Below are 22824 nucleotides of genomic sequence, written 5' to 3' on the forward strand. Positions count from 1 at the left end.
GGTGCCTTGCTGCGAAGGGGAGAGGGAAATTGTGATCTTTTCCCGTTCTGCACCAAAAAGCACTTGAGCTCGACGAAACAGGCAGGCAGTATGGGGAAACTTGGATCGTTTCTGTCCCTTCGTGGCAGCGCCGCATGTCGACCTCATGTCCGGTTTTCACCGCTTAGTCTCGCATCTTTCGCACTTCCCCCCGCACCGCCCTTGCCGACGTGCGCGCTGAGAATGTGGGCGCTATCGAGTCGTCAGGGACTTGAACGTGGTTGTTGTGGTGTTGGAGTAGTACATGAAACAGCAAGCCACTCAGATGATGTGGTTTTATGATCGGCAACATGCCCAGTGGAGCCTGTCCGATCATGCCTCCTACCAGCTCTGGCAAGGGGAGGGGCCTCACCCCTGGTTCGGGCAACTGGCGGCAGATGACGAGGCCGGCTTTGCCGACTTTCTCGCCAGACTCTACCACTCCCAGCAACCGGCCCAGTTCATCGGCCACCTCGGCGACGAGAACGGCGAGGTGCGTCACGTGCTCTGGAGCGGCCAGTACGTACCGGCCCAGCAGATGTGCTGTGGCTGGATTGCGCCGCTCGACACTACCCGCAGCACCCAGCTGCCTGCCGATCTCTCCCAGCAACTGCCACTGCTGCAAGACCCTCTGCTGACCCAGCTGGCCCAGGCGCTCTCCGCCCGGACCGGGCTCGATTTCTTCAATACCCTGGTCAGCCAGCTTGCCCACATTCTGGTGGCGGATGCGGTCTGGCTGGCGGAGCGCACCGGCAGCGAGCGGCTCAAGGTGCTGGCCTATCACGGCATCGACCTCAAGGAGTACGAGCTAGCTGGCATGCCGTGCCAGCAGGTCTACCAGCGCGGCGAGACCTGCATCCTGCCGCTCACCGCCGAGCATCTGCACTGCGCCGGCTTCAAGGCTGGGCAGGGCTACTACGGCCTGCCCCTGTGCGATCGCAACGGCCAGTTGCTGGGGCACCTGGCGCTGCTCTTCTCCGATCAGAGCGCCATCCCCAATCTGGGCTCGGTGCTGACCACCTTCTCCATGCGCATGGTGGCGGAGTTGGAGCGGCTGCAGAGCGACGCCCAGCTGCGCCTCTCGGCGGTGGCCTTCGAAACCCACGAAGGGATCATCATCACCGACCCCGACTTCAAGATCCTGCGGGTCAACCACGCCTTCAGCCAGATCACCGGCTTTGACAGCCAGCGAGTCATCGGCCTGCATCTGGGCAACGATCTCTGGTGCGGGCTGGGGGGGCTTGGCTACGAGCTCGGCAGCCTGAGCCGCTGGCAGGGGGAGACCCAGCGCCTGCACGCGGATGGCTATCCCTATCCGCAGTGGGAAATCGTCACCCCGGTGCAAGATGACAGGGGGGCGATCAGCCACTTCGTCATCTGCTTCGAGGATATCTCCGAGCGCAAGGAGGCGGAGCGCCGCATCCAGGATCTCGCCTACTACGACGAGCTGACCGGCCTGCCCAATCGCCGCCAACTGCACGAGACCCTGGCCCACGCCTTTGGTGAGGCGAGCCGCGACTATCTGATCGGCGCCCTGCTGTTCATCGACCTCGACCACTTCAAGACCATCAACGACTCCCTCGGTCACGCCACCGGCGACTGGCTGCTCAAGGAGGTGGCCAGCCGGCTCAAGCGGCTGGTACGCCAGGGGGATTGTCTGGCGCGCCTTGGCGGCGACGAGTTCGTGCTGCTGCTGCCCTCGCTCTCGGCCAGTCCCCCCCAGGCGGAGATGCAGGCCGACCTTATCGCCGAGCGGCTCATCAGCGAGATTGCGGCCCCCTACAACCACGCCGGTCAGGTGCTGCACATCGGCGCCAGCGTCGGCATCACCCTGTTCCCCGGTCGGGAGCAGGGGGTGGACGATCTGCTCAAGCAGGCGGACACCGCCATGTATCAGGCCAAGTCGGCCGGTCGCAAGACCCGGCGTTTCTTCGACGCCTCCATGCAGTTGCAGGCGGATCGCCGGCTGCTCATTCACAACGAGCTGCGCAGCGCCCTCAACCAGCAGGAGCTGACCCTCTACTACCAGCCCCAGCACATGGTGGAGGGGGGCGACATCATTGGCGTCGAGGCGCTGATCCGCTGGCAGCCGCCAGGCCGGGCGCTGGTGTCGCCTGCCGAGTTCATCCCCATCGCCGAGGAGACGGACCTTATCGTCGACATCGGCAACTGGGTACTGTACGAGGCCTGCGCCCAGTACGTACGCTGGGAGGAGAACGGCATTCACATCCCGCAGCTGTCGGTCAACGTCAGCGCCAAGCAGTTTCACGCCGCCGATTTTGTTGACCGGATCCACGACGTGCTGGCCTCCACCGGCATGGATCCCGCCAGCCTGAATCTGGAGATCACCGAATCCGTGGTGCTGGGGCATGCAGAAGACACCATCAGCAAGATGAGCGAGCTCAAGGCGCTCGGCATCAGCTTCGCCATCGACGACTTCGGCGCAGGTTACTCCTCCCTGAGCTACCTCAAGCGGCTGCCGGCGGACGAGCTCAAGATCGACCGCTCCTTCATCCAGGACATACCGCGCGATGGCGACAACATGGCCATCGTCGAGGCGGTGATCGCCATGGCGCGTCACATGGGATTCAACGTGACGGCGGAGGGGGTGGAGTCGCGCCAGCAACTGGAGTTTCTGCAGGCCCAGGGCTGCCACTTCTACCAGGGCTATCTAGCCTCCAAGCCACTGCCGGTGACCTACCTGGAGCGCTATGTGCGGCGCCTCGCCCGCAGTGAAAGCCTCGCCAGCGGCGAGTAAAAATAGTCTCGCCAGCGAGCTGTAGCCCCCGGGGTTAACGGGTAGAATGAGGGAATATGACACCACCGCCAGCGGGCGGTGGCATTGCCTCTCAATGGAGACGTCTCTCGTGAAAGCCGTGCAGGGAATCATTTTATCGGCGCTGTGCGTGCCGGGGCTGCTGACGCAGGTGGCGGCGCAGACCCTGGAACAATCTCTCTATCGCCAGGCTTATGACGCGGTGCGGGCCGACGATCAGGCCCGTTTTCAGCAAATTCGTGCCCGTTTGACCCATTATCCGCTGCTGCCCTATCTCGATTACTACCAGCTGGCCTTCCGGCCCGGGGCGGCGGACTATGACGACGTGACCCGCTTCATCCGCGAGCACGGCGATACCCCCCAATCCAATCGGCTGGAGCGCAGCTACCTCACCTATCTGGCCCAGAGCCAGCAGTGGTTCCAGTTCCTGCGCTTCTACCCGGCTAAGCCGAACTCCACCGATTTGCTCTGCATGCACTATCAGGCGCGCTACTACACCGGTCAGCAGAGCCAGGCACTGCAGGAGGCGGGCAAGCTCTGGCTGAGCGGCCAGTCCCGTCCCGATGCCTGTGATCCCCTGTTCCAGCTCTGGCAGCAGGCGGGTTTGCGCACCCAGGAGAAGATCTGGACCCGCATGACCTTGGCCTTCGAGGCGGAGAACCCGAATCTCATCCGCCACCTCGGCGCCCAGCTCGGTAGCGGCATGAAGGCCTATGGGGATCAGATGATCACCCTGTTCGAGCAGCCTGCCAAGGCGATGAACACGGCCTATTTCACTAACGCAGCCCCTTCCCGGAAGTTGCTGCTGCTGGGACTGGCCCGCTATGCGAACCAGCAGCCGGAGGCGGTGCTGGGGCAGCTCGGCTATCTGCGCTCGCGTTTTGCGCTGAGCGCGGCCGAACTCAAGCCGGTGGAGCGGGCGGTGGCCAGACGGCTGCTGCTGGATCGCTCCACTGCCCAGCGCAGCTGGCTGGATGCCACCGTAGTGCGCCAGGCCGACCCGGATCTGCTGGAGCTGCGGGCCCGGCTCGCCATCTGGGAGCAGGACTGGAAAGGGCTCTCCGGCTGGGTCAAGCGGATGCCCATGGGCCTGCAGAAGGAAGATCGCTGGCGCTACTGGCTGGCGCGCTCGCTGGAGGTACAGGGCCAGCAGAAACCGGCGCGGGATCTCTATCTGGAGACCGCCAATCTGCGCGGCTTCTACGGCTTCATGGCGGCGCAGCGCACCGGCGTGCCCTATCGGATGAAGAACCAGATCGTGGCGCACAAGGTGCCGGACTGGCGCACCGCCAGCCGCCGCTGGCCCTTCCTGCTGCGGGTGCGCGAGTTGCTCGACATGAACGAGATCACGGCGGCGCGGGCGGAGTGGATCCACAACATGGATCGCAACCCGGTGGCCCAGCGCCTCGAGTTCGGCCACATCGCCCTCAACCAGGGCTGGCATGAACTGGCCATCCTGGCCAGCATCCGGGCCGAGGCCTGGGATGCGCTCGATTTACGCTTCCCGCTGCCGCTCAAGCACACCTTCTCCCAGATGGCGCGGGAGCGAACCATGAACACCAGCCTGCTCTACGCCATCTCCCGTCAGGAGAGCGCCCTCTACCCGCTGGCGCAGTCGCCGGTGGGGGCGAGGGGACTGATGCAGCTGATGCCGACCACCGCCAAGGAGACGGCCAGCAAGCTGGGGGTGCCCTATCGCAACGAGCAGCAGCTGTTTGATCCCGCCATGAACATCCGCCTTGGCAGCGCCTATCTCAAGCGGTTGCTGGATGTGTATGACGGCAACCGGATCCTGGCGGCGGCGGCCTACAACGCCGGCCCCGGTCGGGTCAAACGCTGGCGCGATCAGAGTGCGGACAAGCCGATGGATGTCTGGGTCGAGAGCATTCCTTACAAGGAAACGCGCAACTATGTGCAGAACGTGCTGTCGTTCGACCTCATCTATCAGCACAAGCTGCAGCAGCCGCTGCGCTTCATGTCCGAGCGCGAGCTGAGTCACGCTTATTGAGACGGCTGCCGCCTGGGCGGCAGCCGGATTCCCATTCCTTCCCCAAAATGGTTATTATCCCATAAGGTTTTGTTACAAAAGGAAACCTGCCAGGTGATCGGGCGCCCTCTCTTGGTCTGGCAGGTTCGTTATAATCGCCCGTTCAACACAGACAGGCTTCCCCAACAAAGGAATTGATAGTGGCAACGATTAAAGACGTTTCCCGGTTGGCTAATGTGTCCATTTCAACTGTGTCGCGAGTCATCAACAACACGGCGCAGGTGGCACCAGAAAAGCGTGAGGCCGTATTGGCGGCCATGAAGGAACTCAATTTTCGTCCCAACAGTTTTGCCCAGGCGCTGGTCAGCAAGCGCTCCAACTGCATCGGCGTGCTGGTGGGGGATCTGTGTGGTGGCCCCTTCTTCGCCCAGATGATGCGCGGTATCGAGAGCGTGGTGGACAAGGCGGACAAGTTCACCATCGTCATGTCCGGCAATCACGACGAGGTGCGCGAGCGCCATGCCATCCAGGCGCTGCTGCAGCGCCAGTGCGATGCGCTGATCCTGCACAGCAAGGCGTTGCCCGACCAGGAGCTGAGCGAGCTGGTGGCGGGCAGCACCCCGGTGGTCTTCATCAACCGCCAGGTGCCGGGCGCCGAAGATCGCTGCGTCTGGCTGGACAACCAGGCCGGCATCACCACCGCCTGCCAGCACTTGCTGGATGCAGGTCATCGCAAGATTGCCTTCGTCACCTCGGACGATGAAGAGTTCGTCGATGGTCAGCAACGGATGGCCGGGTATCACCACGCCCTGCAGCGGGCCGGCATCGCTCTTGATCCTGCTCTCATCGGTCGCGCCTTTGCCGACGAGAACGGTGGCTACGTGGCGATGGGTGAGCTGCTGGATCGGGGCGTCGAGTTTACTGCCGTGCTCGGCTTCAACGACGCCATGGTGGCGGGGGCCATCTCCTGCTTGCTGGAGCGGGGATACAAGATCCCGCAGCAGATTTCGGTGGTGGGTTTTGATGACATTCCCTATGCCCGCTACATCTATCCCAAGCTCACCACGGTGCGCTACCCCATCGAGGAGATGGGCGGTCGGGCCGCCGAGCTGGCGCTGAGCCTGCTGGATCACAAGCCGGCCGAGGGGCTGGAGCTCAAGTTCGAGGCAGAGTTGGTGAGACGGGAATCCGTCGCCTGAGTGGCCGACATTGGCCCTGAACGGGCCAATGTCGCTCCCGAATTTTGCAGAAAAATTGAAAGCGTTTTCAGAAATCCTTTTCAACTGTGATCCGCTTCAAAGCTTTTTGGACTGCCTGCCACTAGCATAGGCCCCACGAATTAGGAGCCTGCGCTCCCGATTTTCCCGCTGTGGGAGGTAACTGGTTAATCCAGCTATTTCCTTCGTTACTTTCGACGGTCATCATGGATGGCCGTTTTTTTTTTGCCAGGATTTTGTCATGACAACAGAGCGTGAATACCAGACCGGGATCGTGGGGGCAGGCTGGCTGGGACTGCCGCTGGCCCGGGCGCTGCAGGCCGAGGGCCGCCAGGTGGCGGTGACGGTCAGCTCGGCCGAAAAAGCCGCGCAGCTGACAGCAGAGGGGGTGAAGGCCTGGCCGCTGCAACTAGGTACCGGGCTGGCGGCCCTGCCGTTTCGCTGCCGCGAGCTGGTGATCTGCGTGCCACCGAGCAAGGTCGAGGATTACCCGGCCGCCATCGCTCGGGTGGCCGAGTTGGCGCAGGGCTCCGGTGTGCTGCGGTTGCTGTTCGTGAGCGCCACCTCGGTCTGGGCGCCGGGGCAAGGGGAGGATGAACACCCCATGCCTACCCACGAGCGCGGGAGGCGGATGCTGGCCGCCGAGCAGGTGGTGATGGGAGCCGGCATTGCATGCTCCATGGTGCTGCGCCCGGCCGGGCTCTACGGACCAGAGCGCCATCCCGGCCGTTTCCTGGCGGGCAAGACCCTTGAGGGGGGCGGCCAGGCGGTGAACCTGGTGCATCTGGATGATGTGGTGGCCGCCTGCCAGCTGCTGCTGAAACAGGGCAAGGATGGGGATGCCTACAACCTGAGTGCGCCAGTGCACCCGCGCCGGGAGCAGTTCTACCCCTTTGCCGCGCGCCAGCTGGGCCTGCCGGCCCCGATCTTCATCGAGCCGGCCGGCCGGTTTGCCCCCGTCGAGGGGCAGCGCATCTGCGAGCAGCGCGGGTTTGTCTACCGCTGGCCCGATCCGGCGCACTGGTTTGCCGAGCTGTCAGCCCGGGGGCACTGAGCATACTGCCCGGTGCTATGCGTGGGTATGGCGGTGAGGCACAGGCGGCTCCGCTCCTTGGTCGGGCCTGCCGTTTGACGGGCAATTGAGGTTTGCCAAGGGGGAGCTCGCCCCCTATCATGCCGCCATCCATATAGAGAGAGCGGTAATGATGGTAGATACAAGACGTCACCCCGATGGGGAACTGTTGCTGAGAACCCTGGCAATGCCAGCCGATACCAACCCCAATGGCGATATCTTCGGGGGCTGGATCATGTCCCAGATGGATATAGGTGGGGGTATCATGGCCAAGGAGCTGGCAAAAGGACGTATTTGTACCGTATCCGTCGAGGGCATGACCTTTCACAGCCCGGTCAAGGTGGGCGACGTGGTGTGCTGCTACGGACGCTGTCTGAAGATTGGCCGCAGTTCCATGCGACTGAAGCTGGAGGTGTGGGTCAAGCCGGTGCTGCGTGAAAACGAAGCCCAGCGCTACTGCGTTACCGAGGGGATCTTCACCTATGTCGCCATCGACGAACAGGGAAAATCCCGCCCGGTACCGGTCTGATCCGGGTCAGATCAGCCGGGCATTGATGATGGATATTTCCTGCTCAAACCCGGTTTTTTGCCGTATCATGCGTTCCAGCATCTCTTCCGAGCCGACGCACTGCTGGGTATCGAACAGGCAGAGATCGCACTGGGGATCCCGTCTGATCTGATAGACGGTGGAAAGCTCCACTTGATGACAATTTCCTTGTTGATCATAAAACGTCACGCGGTACTGGTGCTGTCTCGCCATCGTTGAATTCCTTCTGGATGAGCCGGGCCGGACACGAGTTATGAGCCTAGTCGGCAGCGATGACGTTTGGGATGGTCATGACACAATGCAGAGGCAGGTGGTTGTTAGCCAATGAAAAATAGTTATCGCATTCTGGGTACGTCGCTGCTGACGTTGGGACTGGTCGGCTGTTTCGAGGTGCCGGATCAGGATCACCTGGTCACGGCGCAGGGCATCATCCCTGGCGCCAGCTGCCAGAAGCCGCCGCTGGTGGCACTGGCCTCCACCGCCTTGCCCCGCGAGTTTGGCATTACCGTCTGGAATCTCTACAAGGGTCAGCGCAAAAACTGGCGCGAGGGACTGGACGAGTATGCCAAGGCCCAGGATCTGGTGCTGTTGCAGGAGTCGGCGACCCGCCCCGAGATGCTGGAGTGGCTCAAGGCCGGTGATTTCCAGTGGCAGCAATTGCAAGCCTTTACTCAGGGCGGCGTCTCCTTCGGTGTCATGACGGTCGCCAAGACGCCGCAGGCGTTCGTGTGCGGCGTGCGCTCCCCCGAGCCGCTGCTGCGCATCCCCAAATCCGGTCTGGTCAGCCTCTACCCGTTGCAGGGGGATCCTGACGGTGTGCTGGTGGTCAACCTGCATGCGGTCAATTTCGAGCTGGGGATGGCCACCTTTCGCGAGCAGATCAACGATCTGACCGCCCTCATTCATCGTCACCAGGGGCCCGTCATTCTGGCCGGGGATTTCAATACCTGGAGCGACAAGCGGGAGTTCTGGCTGACGCGGCTGGTAAGCGATCTGGGACTGCAGGAGGCGATCCCGATGCCGGATCTACGCCGGACTGCGTTTGGCCGGCCGCTGGATCACCTCTACTACCGCAATCTGGATCTGGTGGAAGTGAGCAGCCCGGCGACCGATGCCTCGGATCACAATCCCATCGTGGCCCGTTTCGCGGCCCAGGCCATCACCCCCTAAGCCTGTTGATTGGCCGCTACGGCGGCCTGCTCCAGATAAAAAAATACCCCGTATCAGGCGGGGTATTTTTTTATGAAGTGATGAACGATCAGCTGTTGTTCTTCACGAACAGGGTCAGCTCCTGACCCGGCTTGAGGTAATCGCTCTTGCCCAGCTGATTCCAGCGCATCACGTCCATCACGGCGACCTGAAAGCGGGCTGCGATGGAGGAGAGGGAATCGCCGCGGCGCACCTGATAGACCATGGACTTGTTGCCACCCTTGCCCTGCTTGGGCCAGACCACCAGCTTCATGCCCGGTTTCAGGGCCGATTTGGCGTTGAGACCGTTCCACTTGGCCAGCTCGTCATGGGTCACCCCGTGTGCCTGGCTGATGCTCCACAGATTGTCGCCGGCCCGTACCTTGTACTGGATCTTGCCGCTGCCACGGCTGGCGAGCTGCTGTGGCTTGCTCTGGACGCTCTGGCTGACTACCTGTTTGCTGCCGCTGGTCGGGATCATCAGGGTCTGACCACGGCGCAGGTTGTTGCTGCGCAGGTTGTTGGCCAGCTTGATCTGCTGCACGCTCACCCCGTGATTCTGGGCGATGCGGGAGAGGGTGTCGCCACTGGTAACCTGATAGGAGCGGGTGCGGATGCGCTCGCTCTGCGGCAGGTCGGCCAGGGCCAGCTCCAGGGTATCGGCATATTCAACCGGTACCAGCAGGCGATAGGGGCCCTTGGGCGAGGTCGACCAGCGGGTCAGCGCCGGATTGACCTCTTTCAGCTGGGCCGGGCGCAGGCCCGCCAGCTGGGCTGCCACGTTCAGGTCGATCTGACCTCCTGTGTTGACCACCCGCAGTTGCGGTTTGTTGGCCAGCACCGGCAGGGTGACATTGTACTTGTCCGCATTGCGGATCATGTCAGCCATGGCCAGGATCTTGGGCACGTACATCCGGGTCTCGCGAGGCAGATCGAGCGACCAGTAGTCGGTCGGTCGGCCAGCCTTCTGATTGCGGATGATGGCGTTGCGCACCCGTCCTTCACCGGCATTGTAGGCGGCCAGCGTCTGCAACCAGTCGCCGTCGAAGAAACGGTTCAGGTACTCCAGATAATCCAGCGCGGCATTGGTGGAGGCCAGTACATCGCGGCGGCCGTCGTACCAGTTGTCGTGGCGCAGGCCGAAGTTCTTGCCGGTCGCAGGAACGAACTGCCACAGACCCACCGCATTGCTGCGGGAACGGGCGTGGGGATCGAACATGCTCTCGATCATGGGAATGGTAATAAGCTCCATTGGCAGCTCACGCCGTTCGATTTCCTCTACCATCAGATACAGGTAGGGCTCAGCCCGGCTGGCAATGGTCGCCAGATGCTTATCATTGCGCAACAACCAATCACGCTGCTGGCGGACACGGTCGTTCTCCTGCGGATCAAACTGCATATCATCGCTGATACGCACCCACAGGTTATCGGTGTCATCCAGTTCGTCGATCTGTTCGTCACCGAACAGGAAGCGCGCAGAATGTTTTTTATACGCTTTTTTGTTGACTTGGGGGGACTTGATCGGCTCGATTGCCGTTAGCGCCCGGTCATCCTGATGGCTCAGGTTTTGGCAGCCGCTGAGAAACAGCGCCGCCAATAAGGCCGTTCGTACCTTCATCTCGCTCAGGTCATCTTTGGGAAAAACAGCTCGCATCATAAGGGGCAATGGCCCCCTGATCAAGGTTTGTTCAAAAAACATCCTTCCATTGGCGCAGGATCGTGAAGGTATCTACCGGATTTTCCACGCATTTCAGAGCATGTTTCTCAGCAGAAAATTTCACGGAATCCTGTTCGCAACGCAGAAAAACATTGAAGCGCTTCTCATCCCCCAGCCGTGAGGGGAGACTCGGCAGGCCCTGCTGGCGCAGCTTGCTGATCAGCCCGATCTGTTGCTGGATCGCCTGGTTGTCGGGCTCGACAGCGTGGGCGAAGCGCAGGTTGGAGAGGGTGTACTCGTGGGCACAATAAATGAGGGTGTCATCAGGCAGGGCGGCGAGGCGCTGCAACGATCCGAACATCTGGGCCGGGGTCCCTTCGAACAGGCGGCCGCAGCCGGCACTGAAGAGGGTGTCGCCACAAAACAGCATGCCGTGACCGTGGTAGGCGATGTGACCGTGGGTGTGACCGGGCACGTGGATCACCTCGAGGCTCAGGCCGTGCCAGTTGATCTGATCCCCGTCATCGAGCCACTGGCCGTGGTACGCCGGCATGGGGTCAAGCTTGGGGCCATAGAGGCGGGCATGGGGAAAATGTTCCAGCAACTCACCCACGCCGCCCACATGGTCGTGATGGTGGTGGGTGAGCAGGATGGCATCCAGTTGCAGCTCCAGCACGGCCAGCCGTTCCAGCACGGGAGCGGCCTCGCCCGGATCGACGACCAGGCAGTGATTTTCGTGTCGGATCAACCAGATGTAGTTGTCGTTCAAGGCTGGAACTGTGATCACTGGATACATGAGTCTGCTTCTCTTTATGGAGGGTATCTTATATAACTGGATGGAGTTCGAACCCCAAGTTGAGCCCTATTATGCAGGTGGCACGTACCGAACAACAAATCGAGATCCCGACCAGCTGGTCGGCACTGCCCATGGGGGACTGGGTAGCGGCCGAGATCCAGGAGCGACTCGACAGCTGGTGTCCGCATCTGTTTGGTTATCATCTGCTGAAGGTTGGCGCGCTGAGCGCCGAGCTCTCCTGCGGTTGCTCCTCCATTCGCCACCAGATAGGGGTCGCCCCTGGCGGCCGCCTGCTGGATCTCAAGGGGGATCCGCTGGCCTTGCCGGTACGCACCGGCAGCGTGGATGCCTGCCTGCTGGCCCACTGTCTCGATTTTTCACCCGACCCGCACCAAGTGCTGCGGGAGGCGGAGCGGGTACTGACCGACGATGGCTGGCTTATCGTCAGCGGCTACAATCCGCTCAGTCTGGTCGGCATCGGCCACTGCCTGCCTTTCCTGCGTCAACATCTGCCCTGGTCCGCCCGCATGTTCACCCCGGCACGGGTCACCGACTGGTTGCAGCTGCTTGGCTGCGAGGTGATGTTTGACGAGCGCTTCGGTTATTCGTTCATGGGCAGGCAGAGCCGGATCGGCTGGTGGCGGGAGAGTGTGGGGCGGGATTACTGTCGGCCGTTTGCGTCTGTCTACGTGATAGCGGCGCGCAAACGGCGCTTCCCCTTGACACCGGTGCGCCGTCGTTGGCGTCTGCCGGGTTCCATCGCCACGCCGGGGATGGCGCGCCAGGGCGGCTAGTCGTCAGCCGCCGGTCAGACTCATGCGTCAGAGGGGAAGGCGGTCAGGGTTGATAGCCGGTATCTTCGGCCAGCTGTTTGCCGCTGGCGGCCTCGCGGGCCAGCTCATCGCAGCGCTCGTTCTCTGGGTGTCCGGAGTGCCCCTTGACCCAGAGCCACTCGATCTGGTGGCGACTGACTTCCGCATCCAGCGCTTTCCAGAGATCGACGTTCTTGACCGGTTGACGGTTGGCGGTCATCCATCCCTTCTTCTTCCAGCCGATGATCCACTGGGTGATCCCCTGGCGCACATACTGGCTGTCGGTGGTGAGGCGCACCTGGCAGGGCTCGTTCAGGGTGCGCAGCCCCATGATGGCGGCCATCAGCTCCATCCGGTTATTGGTGGTGAGGCGAAAGCCGGCGGCGATCTCCTTGCGATGCTTGCCATAGACCATGACGGCACCATAACCACCCGGGCCCGGGTTGCCGAGGCAGGAACCATCCGTATACAAATCAATCTGTTTTAACATGAGGCTTGGGGTAAACTAGCGGGTAAAGCCGAAGTTTGACATAGATTGGATCATGAGCACACCCCAACTGAATCGCCAGATCATTCTGGATACTGAAACCACTGGTATGAACACGGCCGGTGGCCCCGTCTATCTGGGACACCGGATCATCGAGATCGGCTGTGTGGAGGTGATCAACCGCAAGCTGACCGGGAACCACTTCCACGTCTACATCAAGCCGGACCGGCTGGTGGACCCGGAAGCCATCCAGGTGCACGGCATCACCGACGAGTTCTTGCGTGACAAGCCGTCGTTCAGCCAGATTGCCGACGAGTTCATCGAGTTTATCCGCGGCGCCGAGCTGATTGCCCACAACGCGCCGTTTGACGTGAGCTTCATGGACTATGAGTTCAGCAAGCTCGGCCTCAACTTCAAGACCGCCGACATCTGCGGCATCACGGATACCCTGGCGATGGCGCGGGATCTGTTCCCGGGCAAGCGCAACAACCTGGACGTGCTGTGCGATCGCTACGGTATCGACAACTCGCACCGTACCCTGCACGGGGCCTTGCTCGATGCGGAGATCCTGGCAGACGTCTACCTGTTGATGACGGGTGGCCAGACCAAACTGAACCTGGCCACCGAGAGCAACGAGAATGAAAGCAACCAGGACACCAGTATCCGGCGACTGGAGAGCAACCGTCCACCGCTCAAGGTTATCCGGGCCAGTGCCGAGGTTGAGTCGGTGCACGAGGCGCGGCTGGATCTGGTGCAGAAGAAGGGAGGGGCCTGCCTGTGGCGGCAATGAGCAAGCTATGGAGCGGCCTGCTGTTATTGGCCTCGCTGACGGCCTCGGCCAACGAGGTGTTTGCCCCCTCCGACATTCCCCTGCTCGATAATCGCTTTCGCATCGATTATGGGGTGAAAGAGATCACCTTCATCGTGACGCGCAAGCCGGGCACCCCGTCGGTGATCCTGGTGCGTCCGGACGGCAGCAAGCTCTATGTGGGCAAGGTGACGCCCCCCGATGTGGGCTGGCTGGCGCTCAAGGATCAGGATCTCATCACCATCCGCGATCCCATGCCGGGTCCCTGGCAGGCCATCGGCGAGGTGGATCCGGACAACCGGGTGCGCCTGCTGTCGAACATCAGGCTGGAAACCGATCAACTGCCGACCCAGCTCTATCAGGGGGAAAGGGTCAAGCTCAAATCCTGGCTGCTGATCGACGACGCGCCACCCAAGGATGGTTATTACCTGTCCGATCTCGGCATGACGGTACGGCTGCAGCGTTTCAATGACGCCAAGCCGGAAGGGGGGCCGGTGGTCGATGAGGTGCTCGGTCACTATCGTGACGATGGCAAGGGGCTCGACGAGGTACCAGGCGACGGCATCATGACCGCCGAGGCGGTGCTGGATGTGCCTGCCGGGAAATACCGGGCCATGTACAGCACGGGCAATCAGGTCTTCTCCCGTGCCCGCTATCAGGATGTGCTGATCTATCCGCTACCTGTCAGTTACTCCCTGGCGCCTCCCTCTCAGGAGTTCGGGGCCAAGCTCTCCTTCCTGATCGACGTGGATGAACTGGATCCCGCTTCCGTGGTGATCCAGGGCAAGGCGACCAGCACAGTCGGGACCAGCATGCCGTTCAATGCGGTGGCCACCGAACCCAAGGTGGAGGTGGATCTCTCCGCCATCAAGGAAGTCGGCCAATATGAGGTGACGGCCACCCTGTTTGGCACGACCCGCTTGGGCCGCGAAATTCAGGTGAGCCTGCCGGTCAAATCCTTCAATATCTTCCCGGTGCTGGCAACGCCCCCATCGGCCGCCTCTGCCGCGTCAGAAGCCTCGGCGGCAATTCCGAGCCAGGTTAAGTTCGAGGAAAAGGAGAGCGGCGGCTGGCTGGTCTGGCTGCTGGGGGGCGCTGGCACATTATTGCTGCTCCTGCTCGGCGGCGTGGGCTTCATCGTGCTGCAAAAGCGGCGGGCGCTGAAAAAAGCCATGGCATCGCAAAAAGCCATGGCATCGCAAAAAGCCGAGAGCGAGAGCGCCAAGCCGGAGGCCAAGCTGGATCTCAACCTGCCCGAACAATAGGTGAGGGGAATGCTGCAAGCAGCAAAAAGCCGCCTGTCAGGGCGGCTCTTTCTATATGGGCAGATTATTGGGGTGGTTGAACAACCCATCCAGCTCAATGTTCCCCGACGTAGATATCCTTGTGCTGTTCGCGGATCTCGAGGAATTTATCGAGGTTGGCCAGCATCAGCTCCACCAGCTGGGGGTCGAAGTGCTGGCCTTTCTCCTCCTGGATCAGCGCCAGTACCTTGTCCAGCGGCCAGGCCTTCTTGTAGCAGCGATCCGAGCCGAGTGCATCGAACACGTCAGCCAGCGCCACCACCCGCCCTTCCAGCGGAATGGCATCGCCCTTGAGGCCACGGGGATAACCGCTGCCGTTCCACTTTTCGTGGTGGTTGCCGGCGATGGTGGCACCGATCTGGAACAGCGCCAGATCGCTGCCGGAGAGCATGTCCTGCCCCAGCTGGGCGTGGGTCTTCATGATCTCCCACTCCTCCGGGGTCAACTTGCCCGGTTTGTGCAGGATGGCATCCGGAATGCCCACCTTGCCGATGTCGTGCAGCGGAGAGGCGCGCTTGATGAGCTCGCTCTGCTCCTCGCTCATGCCCAGCAACTGGCAGAACAGCTCGGTATAGAGGGCAACCCGCTTGACGTGCAGGCCGGACTCCTTGGAGCGGGTCTCCACCAGCTCGCCGATGCGGTAGATGATCTCGCGCTGGTTGTCGGCGATGACCTCGTTGAGCCGGATGTTCTCCAGCGCCACTATGATGTTTTCGGTGAACAGGCTGAGCAGGCCCGTATCCATCTGGCTAAGCTGGCGAGTGGTCTCGATGTGAAACAGCAGATGATGGCGTGGATTCTGGCAGTAGAGCACCATCTGGTTGCCGTCATAGACGTTGGCGCGATTGTTCATGGCTTGACGCAGGATGACAGGAGCATCGGCCAGACGCAGCGACGGATGGCCCGGCAGCAGAGGTTCCAGGATCTGATCCCGTACCTCGTAGGCATACTGCTTCACATCATAGATATGTGAATCTTCCAGATTGAGCAGGGCACTGAGCTGCTCCTGGGCCCCTTCGACAAACTGCCGCAGTGCCCGCTTCTCGAAGATCCCCTTGGAGGCCTCGATGACCTTTTCCAGCCCCTGACGGTTGCTCTCGAGGGTACGGATGTCGCGATAGGAGCGCAGGCTGGCCCGCAGCAGGGTGCGCAGCTTCTGGGAGGTGAGCTCGGTCTTGTCCTTGTAGTCGTTGATGTCGTAGTTGCTGACCACGTCATCTTCCGGGGCCTGGCCCGGCTGACCGGTACGCAGCACGATGCGCACCATCTTGTTTTGCAGATCCTCGCGCACGAATTTGACCACATCGAGACCGGCGTGATCGACCTCCATGACCACGTCCAGCAGCAACAAGGCCACGTCCGGGGTCTTGGCGAGCAGCTCCTTGGCTTGAGCGGCTGAATAAGCATGCAAAAATTCAATGGGTCTATTATCGAATTCAAACTTGCTCAGGGTGATCTTGGTGATGCGATGCACTTCGGGCTCATCGTCCACAATCATCACCTTCCATCCAGCCTGCTGGTCGTCGAGAAGGGGCAGATCGTCATCGTCAATAATCAGGATTTGGTCATCCATCATGCAATCCTGTTTGGGATCCTGTGCTTACATTAACTGCTTCACTAAGGATAGGAAACTTATTGGGAAATAAAATTTGATCTGTGAAATCTCTTTGTCGTCATCCTGATCCTGCCCCATAAAAAACGCCTCCACTTGGGAGGCGTTTGACTATCTATCAGGCGTTCAGGCGGCTCTGTGATAGGCCGATGGCTCGAACAGGGCCTTGTTGGCGACCAGCTCGATGGGATCAAAATCATCGACGTTGATGGTGCGCAAACGGCTCTCTTCGGCGCGACGCAACAGGTCCGCTTCGGTCTGGTTGAGTACCCCCAGCGTCAGGCCGGATTCTGCCACCTTGTCCAGCTGCATAAACGGACGCTTGATGCCGTCAGCCTTGCATACTTTCTCAAACAGCGGCTCGGCAGAGAGCACGTCGTCCAGCGCTTGCTCCAGCAGACCAAAGGGGTTGCCCTCTTCGCGGGTGAGATACTGACCCTGGGCCAGTCGACTGCGGGTTTCGCTCGGGGTTTGTAGCAGGCGGGCTACCTGGTTGTCCAGCTTGTCGCTCGGGCGTTTCAGGTCGCGGCCCAGTGGCAGCACGATGACGCGCAGGGCCAGCCCAATCCAGCGGTTCGGGAAGTTGCGCAACAGCTCGTCGATCGCTTCCTGTGCCTTGAACAGGGCATCCTGCAGTGCCCAGTGCAAGAGCGGCAGATCGGCGTGCTGGCGGCCTTCGTCCTGATAGCGCTTGAGGGCGCTGGAGGCCAGATAGAGCTGACTCAGCACGTCGCCGAGGCGGGCGGAGACCCGCTCCTTGCGTTTGAGCTCGCCGCCCAGAGTACCCATTGCCATGTCCGACAGGAACGCCAGGTTGGCGGAGAGGCGGGAGAGCTGCTGGTAGTAGCCCTTGGTCTGATCCTTGAACGGCGCGGCGGCGAAGCGGGCACCGGTCAGACCCAGCCAGAAGCTGCGCACCAGGTTGCTGATGGCAAAGCCGACGTGGCTGAACACCGCCTTGTCGAAGTCCTTGAGGGCCTGCTCCTGATCCGGGTGGCTGGCCGCCAGCATTTCGGGCAGCACGTAGGGGTGGCAGCGGATGGCGCCCTGACCGTAGATGATCATGCTGCGGGTCAGGATATTGGCCCCTTCCACCGTGACGGCGATGGGCGCGCCCTGATAGCCACGGGCCAGGTAGTTGTTGGGGCCCATGCAGATGGCCTTGCCGCCGTGGATGTCCATGGCATCGATGATGCACTTCTGGGCACGATCGGTGAGGTGGTACTTGACGATGGCGGAGATGACCGAGGGTTTCTCGCCCAAATCGATACCGGTCACGGTCAGTTTGGCGGCGGCGCCCATGATGTAGGCGTTGCCGCCGATACGGGCCAGCGGCTCTTCAATGCCTTCCATCTTGCCGATGGGCAGCTTGAACTGACGTCGGATGCGGCTGTAGGCGCCGCTCGCCAGGGCCAGCATCTTGACGCCGCCGGTGCTGTTGGAGGGCAGGGTGATGCCGCGTCCGACCGATAGGCATTCGACCAGCATGCGCCAGCCCTGACCGGCCATGGCCGGGCCGCCGATGATGAAATCGAGGGGGACGAACACGTCCTTGCCGCGGGTCGGGCCGTTCTGGAATGGTACGTTGAGCGGGAAGTGGCGACGGCCGATCTCGACACCCTTGATGTGGGTCGGAATGAGGGCGCAGGTGATGCCGAGCTCCTCTTCGTCACCCAGCAGGTGCTCGGGATCACGCAGCTTGAAGGCGAGGCCCAGTACGGTGGCGATGGGGGCAAGCGTGATGTAGCGCTTGTTCCAGGTCAGGCGCATGCCGAGTACTTCTTTTCCTTCCCACTCGCCCTTGCAGACGATCCCGAAGTCGGGGATGGAGCCTGCGTCAGAGCCCGCTTCCGGGCTGGTGAGGGCGAAGCAGGGGATCTCCTTGCCGACCGCCAGACGCGGCAGGTAGTAATCCTTCTGCTCATCGGTGCCATAGTGTTGCAGCAGTTCGCCCGGGCCCAGCGAGTTGGGCACGCCGACGGTGGAGGCGAGCACGGCGCTGGCGCCGCACAGCTTTTGCAGCACGCAGGACTGGGCGTAGGCGGAGAACTCCAGGCCACCGTATTTCTTCTTGATGATCATGGCGAAGAACTTGTTGTCCTTCAGGTATTGCCACACCTCGGGGGAGAGGTCGGCCCGCTCGTGGGTCACCTCCCAGTCGTTGACCATGCGGCACACCTCTTCCACCGGGCCGTCAAGGAAGGCCTGCTCTTCGGCAGAGAGAGTGCTGACCGGGATGGCGTGCAGCTTTTTCCAGTCTGGGTTGCCGGCAAACAGGTCGGCTTCCCACCAGGTGGTGCCCGCCTCAATGGCCTCTTTCTCGGTGCGGGACATCTCCGGCATGATGGACTTGTAGAGTTTGAACAGCGGCTTGGTCAGTTGATTGCGACGAAAATCCACCAGATTGAGGGGAATGGCGATCACCGCAAACAGTACCCAGACCAGCAGGGGAACGTGGCCATAGAGGGTGCCGGCAATCAGGGCTGCCGCCGTGGCCAGCGTGGAGGTGAACAGAGACGCCCGGCGATAAGCCATGGCGCCGATCACCAGGATCACTCCGAGCAGAGTGAGGGTCGTCGTCATTTTTCGCTCCTTGCATGAGTTGCCGAAATTGGGTGAACTGGGGGTTAACTGATCCAGAGGTCTGACCTGTTGGATATGGCCTCTGTTGTAATTCATACGCACAAACTTATCAAGCTGTTTACAAGCTTGTTACCTTGGCTCTGTGATCGGCATAACGTAGTGCCGGCGCCATCTTGACGGGCGGGGGGCGACTCCGGGATTGGCTTGTGCGACAATGGCGCCGCCCATATTTTGGAAGAGACATCATGTACCAAGAACTGATCCGCAATGAATTGACCGAAGCTGCCGGCGTGCTCCAGGCGTTCCTGGCAGATGAGCAAAATCTGAAGAACATCGAGGCGGCCGCCAAGCTGCTCGCTGACTCCTTCAAGCAGGAAGGCAAGGTACTCTCCTGTGGCAACGGTGGCTCCCACTGTGACGCCATGCATTTTGCCGAAGAGCTGACTGGCCGTTATCGCGAGAACCGTCCCGGCTATGCCGGCATCGCCATCTCCGATCCCAGCCACCTCTCCTGCGTTTCCAACGACTTTGGCTACGACTACGTCTTCTCTCGCTATGTGGAAGCGGTCGGCCGTCGTGGCGACGTGCTGCTCGGCATCTCCACCAGCGGCAACTCCGGCAATATCCTGAAGGCCATCGAGGCGGCGCGTGCCAAGGGCATGAAGGTGATCGCGCTGACCGGCAAGGATGGCGGCAAGATGGCCGGTCTGGCCGATGTGGAGATCCGGGTGCCGCACTTCGGCTATGCCGACCGCATTCAGGAAGTGCACATCAAGGTGATCCACATCCTGATCCAGCTGGTCGAAAAAGAGATGGCCAAGTAAGGATGTGATCCCGCGCCGGAACCGCTGAATCCTGCGGGTTTATGTTCCGGCCGGCGTGATCCGGTGCAAGAGGTCGGCCGGCAAAGTTCTGGATCCCCGCCGGGCGACCCCTTGAACGAGCAACGATCAAGTAAGCAAGGAGCCCGCAGCCTATGTGCGAACTGCTCGGCATGAGTGCCAATGTGCCGACCGATATCTGCTTCAGTTTCACCGGCCTGATGCTGCGCGGCGGCAAGACGGGACCTCACAAGGATGGCTGGGGCATCACCTTCTACGAAGGGAAGGGCTTTCGAACCTTCAAGGATCCCGAACCCAGCGCCCAGTCCCCCATCGCCAGGCTGGTACAGGCACTGCCCATCAAGAGCCGCGCCGTGGTCAGCCATATCCGCCAGGCCAACCGTGGCTGTGTGTCGCTGGAAAATACCCACCCCTTTACCCGTGAACTGTGGGGCCGTTACTGGACCTTTGCCCACAACGGTCAGTTGACCGGCTACAAGAAGCTGGCCACCGGGCGACACCGACCGGTGGGGGATACCGACAGCGAGCACGCTTTCTGCTGGTTGCTCGAGCGGCTGGAGCAGAAATACCCCAGGCGCCCTGCCAATTTCCCCGCCATGTTCCGCTATCTGGCGACCCTGTGTGACGAGCTGCGTAGCCTCGGGGTATTCAACATGTTGCTGTCGGATGGGGAGTTCGTGATGACCTATTGCAGCAACAACCTCTACTGGTTGACCCGGCGAGCTCCATTCGGGGAGGCACGTCTGCTGGATGAGGATGTCGCCATCGATTTTCAGAGCGAGACAACCCCGAACGATGTGGTGACCCTGATTGCCACGCGGCCGCTGACCGGTAATGAAGACTGGGTCAGGATGGCGCCTGGCGAGTTCAACCTGTTTCGGCTGGGTGAGCGGGTGTCTGCCGATCAGAAGTGATAACATCCTGATTTCAATGTAAAAAAATACCAGGGTAGAATCCTACCCTGGTTCTTCGCAGCAGCCATACAGGCAAAAGGGATGAGAGAGGTGTTGCTGAGTCGCATCATTCTCACGGCTGTCATTGTTATTTAATTGTTAATTTATTGGCAACCATTATGTTGCAATTCGGCCATCTATTGTCTGGTTAGGCGAGCTCGATCACGTTTTTTATCCTATGCCCCGTGCGGGTCTAATTGTTGGTAGGGAAGCAGACGTGACGGTACCATGCCGGGCATCTATAGTATGGTCTGTTTGAATACCACGGGAGGATGATGAAATGGAGTGGCTGGATCAGAAGGTATTGCGACAATTGGCGGAAGATATCGGCCAGGAGATGATGCCGGTGGTGATCTCGGTGTTTATCGAGGAGGTGGGCGAGCAGCTCACTCAACTGCGCCCGCTCTATGAGCGTCAGGACTGGACGGCTCTGGCCCGGCTTGCCCACAGCATGAAGTCTTCTTGCGGCAGTTACGGTGCTCAAGTCAGCTATCAGCAGGTGATGGCACTGGAGCTCGCCTGCAAGCAAGCGGATGGGGCCGAGGTCGCCCGTCTGCTCAACGAGCTGGAACAATCCCTGCCTCAGGTGCTCTCCCACCTTGCCAACTACCATTGAGCCCGGGCAGCCGGCGCATGGGCGCCGGACTCAACCTGCCCGCTAGCGTTGATTGACCAGTTGCTGGATCACCCTGTCCAGGGCCAGTTTCAGTTTCAGGCGATCATGGCGATGGGGCAGCGCGGCTTCACCCAGATCGGCCTGGATCAACCTGCCAGCCAGTTCAGGTTGGTACTCTCCTGCAGGAGCCAGGATGGCATCGAGCCGTCCCGTACCGACCCGTGATTCCAGCCAGCGCCACTGATCGAGCAGGCTGAGCTGGCCAGCCGGGCCATTCTCCGCCACCAGATTGCAAATGAACACCAGCATGGCGTTGCTCTCGTTGATGGCCTGCGCCACTTCCGCCAGCAGCAGCGGGGGCATGATGGAGGTGAGAAAACTGCCGGGCCCCAGAATGATCATGTCGGCCTGCTCCAGCGCCTGTACCGCCTCGCGGGTGGCTGGTACCTCGGGGCTCAGGCTGAGTGAGAGCGGCGGGGTATCGAGCTGATCGATGGATACTTCCCCCAGGATCTGGTTGCCACAGACGGTGTGGGCACACAGGTCGGTGGGAAATTCAGACATGGGTAACAATTGTGACTCTATTTTCAGCATGTCGCTGATGAGCTTGATAGCATCAAGAGGGCGCACGCAGAGGTTGTCGAGTGCCAGCAGCATCAGGTTGCCGAGGTTGTGGCCGGCCAGTTCACCACGACCGGCGAAGCGATACTCGAACAGCAGGCTGCCGATGCTGGGATCGGTGACCAGTTGATTCAAACAGTTGCGCAGATCACCCCAGGCGATACACTCCTGGCTCTTGCGCAATCGTCCGGTGGAGCCGCCATCATCCGTGGTGGTGACGATGCCGGTCAGGCGCGATCCCAGGAACGAGAGGGACGAGAGCACGCGGCCCATGCCATGGCCGCCACCGATGGCGACGACCCGGTCAAAATCATTGATGTTCTTTTGCCACATGCGGCTGTCCTGTGGTTGGTCTCGATTGAGAGCATTCTAGTCGATGAAACGGGATAATTGTTTGATTAAGGTATGATTTTTGCTTACCCCCAGCATCATGCACAACTAGGAGATGGTGTTGAACTTTCTGACGGCTCACTCTCTTGAAGAGACCTCCCTGCTGGCTGCTCGACAGATCAGTGAGCGGCTGCTCGCTCAATCACCCGATTCCCCTTCGCTGTTGTTGGTCTATTTTACTCAGGCTCATGATGCCGAGGAACTGCGTCATCACTTCAAACAGCAGTTCCCGTCGTCCCGGCTGATCGGTTGCAGCTCCTGCGGCGGGGTCATGACCCAGACCGGCCACCATGCCCGCCAGGGGCGGGGGGTGGCTGTTGCGGCCATCTACGATGACAAGGGCGCCTACGGTGTGGCGGGTCAGGCGGGGGCTGCCGTCGATGTGCGCCAGCTGCTGCGCAGCGCCATCGCTGACGGGGGTCGCCCCGGCGAGTTACCGCAGCTCATCTTGTTGCATGCAAGCCCGGGCCAGGAGGAGGCTATGCTGGAGAGCATCGAAGCCGAGCTGGGCACGACGGTCCCGGTGGTCGGCGGCTCC

General features: G+C 61.1%; 20 protein-coding genes. 13 read left to right on the forward strand and 7 right to left on the reverse strand.

The features are described from left to right. Positions 1–283 precede the first annotated feature (283 nt). The 5 genes from AB5Y98_RS15605 (at position 284) to yciA (ending at position 7599) form a co-directional block, all read left to right on the forward strand. The gene (locus AB5Y98_RS15605; RefSeq protein WP_368232233.1) at positions 284–2776 is read left to right on the forward strand and encodes a putative bifunctional diguanylate cyclase/phosphodiesterase; all 2493 of its coding nucleotides are present in this window, start codon (positions 284–286) and stop codon (positions 2774–2776) included. A gap of 109 nt (positions 2777–2885) precedes the next feature. After that, on the forward strand, positions 2886–4802 hold the full coding sequence (locus AB5Y98_RS15610; RefSeq protein ID WP_368232234.1) for a transglycosylase SLT domain-containing protein: 1917 nt from the start codon (positions 2886–2888) through the stop codon (positions 4800–4802). Positions 4803–4981: 179 nt separating this feature from the next. Continuing rightward, positions 4982–5980, forward strand: coding sequence for a LacI family DNA-binding transcriptional regulator (locus tag AB5Y98_RS15615; protein ID WP_026458828.1), 999 nt, complete (start codon positions 4982–4984; stop codon positions 5978–5980). 259 nt (positions 5981–6239) lie between these two features. Further along, positions 6240–7052: an NAD-dependent epimerase/dehydratase family protein gene (locus AB5Y98_RS15620; protein WP_368232235.1), complete on the forward strand. Its 813-nt coding sequence runs from the start codon at positions 6240–6242 to the stop codon at positions 7050–7052. A gap of 148 nt (positions 7053–7200) precedes the next feature. Next, entirely contained in the window at positions 7201–7599 is a 399-nt protein-coding gene (gene yciA, locus AB5Y98_RS15625) for an acyl-CoA thioester hydrolase YciA (RefSeq protein ID WP_024942822.1), read from the forward strand. A gap of 6 nt (positions 7600–7605) precedes the next feature. On the opposite strand, the gene AB5Y98_RS15630 is transcribed toward yciA, so the two are convergent. Next, positions 7606–7830: a hypothetical protein gene (locus AB5Y98_RS15630; protein ID WP_005299261.1), complete on the reverse strand. Its 225-nt coding sequence runs from the start codon at positions 7828–7830 to the stop codon at positions 7606–7608. Between the two features lie 111 nt (positions 7831–7941). On the opposite strand from AB5Y98_RS15630, the gene AB5Y98_RS15635 reads away from it, so the two are divergent. Beyond that, on the forward strand, positions 7942–8787 hold the full coding sequence (locus AB5Y98_RS15635; RefSeq protein WP_368232236.1) for an endonuclease/exonuclease/phosphatase family protein: 846 nt from the start codon (positions 7942–7944) through the stop codon (positions 8785–8787). 88 nt (positions 8788–8875) lie between these two features. Here the strand turns inward: AB5Y98_RS15635 and AB5Y98_RS15640 are convergent, their stop codons facing one another. Together AB5Y98_RS15640 and gloB are read right to left on the reverse strand one after the other, a co-directional pair. After that, the gene (locus AB5Y98_RS15640) at positions 8876–10423 is read right to left on the reverse strand and encodes a LysM peptidoglycan-binding domain-containing protein (RefSeq protein WP_054545192.1); all 1548 of its coding nucleotides are present in this window, start codon (positions 10421–10423) and stop codon (positions 8876–8878) included. Between the two features lie 70 nt (positions 10424–10493). Beyond that, on the reverse strand, positions 10494–11258 hold the full coding sequence (gene gloB, locus AB5Y98_RS15645; RefSeq protein ID WP_368232237.1) for a hydroxyacylglutathione hydrolase: 765 nt from the start codon (positions 11256–11258) through the stop codon (positions 10494–10496). A 71-nt stretch (positions 11259–11329) separates the two neighbouring features. Here gloB and AB5Y98_RS15650 point away from each other — a divergent pair, with 71 nt between their 5' ends. Next, positions 11330–12052 carry a methyltransferase domain-containing protein gene (locus AB5Y98_RS15650; RefSeq protein ID WP_010634452.1) on the forward strand — a complete coding sequence of 241 codons (723 nt, stop codon included), beginning with the start codon at positions 11330–11332 and terminating at the stop codon, positions 12050–12052. A 43-nt stretch (positions 12053–12095) separates the two neighbouring features. Here AB5Y98_RS15650 and rnhA read toward each other — a convergent pair whose 3' ends face one another. Beyond that, the gene (gene rnhA / locus AB5Y98_RS15655; RefSeq protein WP_005299276.1) at positions 12096–12560 is read right to left on the reverse strand and encodes a ribonuclease HI; all 465 of its coding nucleotides are present in this window, start codon (positions 12558–12560) and stop codon (positions 12096–12098) included. A 52-nt stretch (positions 12561–12612) separates the two neighbouring features. Here rnhA and dnaQ point away from each other — a divergent pair, with 52 nt between their 5' ends. Next, positions 12613–13347: a DNA polymerase III subunit epsilon gene (gene dnaQ / locus AB5Y98_RS15660; protein WP_268009255.1), complete on the forward strand. Its 735-nt coding sequence runs from the start codon at positions 12613–12615 to the stop codon at positions 13345–13347. Next, positions 13344–14630 (forward strand): TIGR03503 family protein, encoded by a 1287-nt coding sequence (locus AB5Y98_RS15665; protein ID WP_368232238.1) that lies wholly within the window; start codon positions 13344–13346, stop codon positions 14628–14630. The genes dnaQ and AB5Y98_RS15665 overlap by 4 nt, the downstream gene beginning before the upstream one ends. 94 nt (positions 14631–14724) lie before the next feature. Here AB5Y98_RS15665 and AB5Y98_RS15670 read toward each other — a convergent pair whose 3' ends face one another. Beyond that, on the reverse strand, positions 14725–16242 hold the full coding sequence (locus AB5Y98_RS15670; RefSeq protein WP_005299285.1) for an HD domain-containing phosphohydrolase: 1518 nt from the start codon (positions 16240–16242) through the stop codon (positions 14725–14727). 165 nt (positions 16243–16407) lie between these two features. Next, entirely contained in the window at positions 16408–18864 is a 2457-nt protein-coding gene (fadE, locus tag AB5Y98_RS15675; RefSeq protein WP_252604351.1) for an acyl-CoA dehydrogenase FadE, read from the reverse strand. Positions 18865–19109: 245 nt separating this feature from the next. Here fadE and lpcA point away from each other — a divergent pair, with 245 nt between their 5' ends. The 3 genes from lpcA to AB5Y98_RS15690 all read left to right on the forward strand — a co-directional run bounded on the left by lpcA (position 19110) and on the right by AB5Y98_RS15690 (position 21275). Continuing rightward, on the forward strand, positions 19110–19688 hold the full coding sequence (lpcA, locus tag AB5Y98_RS15680; protein ID WP_005299294.1) for a D-sedoheptulose 7-phosphate isomerase: 579 nt from the start codon (positions 19110–19112) through the stop codon (positions 19686–19688). A gap of 152 nt (positions 19689–19840) precedes the next feature. Beyond that, on the forward strand, positions 19841–20620 hold the full coding sequence (locus tag AB5Y98_RS15685) for a class II glutamine amidotransferase (protein WP_005299296.1): 780 nt from the start codon (positions 19841–19843) through the stop codon (positions 20618–20620). Positions 20621–20939: 319 nt separating this feature from the next. Next, positions 20940–21275, forward strand: coding sequence for an Hpt domain-containing protein (locus AB5Y98_RS15690; protein WP_005299299.1), 336 nt, complete (start codon positions 20940–20942; stop codon positions 21273–21275). 42 nt (positions 21276–21317) lie between these two features. Here the strand turns inward: AB5Y98_RS15690 and yvcK are convergent, their stop codons facing one another. Next, positions 21318–22229: a uridine diphosphate-N-acetylglucosamine-binding protein YvcK gene (gene yvcK / locus AB5Y98_RS15695; RefSeq protein ID WP_005299302.1), complete on the reverse strand. Its 912-nt coding sequence runs from the start codon at positions 22227–22229 to the stop codon at positions 21318–21320. Positions 22230–22341: 112 nt separating this feature from the next. On the opposite strand from yvcK, the gene AB5Y98_RS15700 reads away from it, so the two are divergent. Next, positions 22342–22824 (forward strand): FIST N-terminal domain-containing protein (locus AB5Y98_RS15700; protein ID WP_368232239.1); only part of this gene is annotated, 483 nt, incomplete at its 3' end.

It is taken from the genome of Aeromonas sp. s3 (genome assembly GCF_040907805.1).
Lineage (GTDB): Bacteria > Pseudomonadota > Gammaproteobacteria > Enterobacterales > Aeromonadaceae > Aeromonas > Aeromonas dhakensis.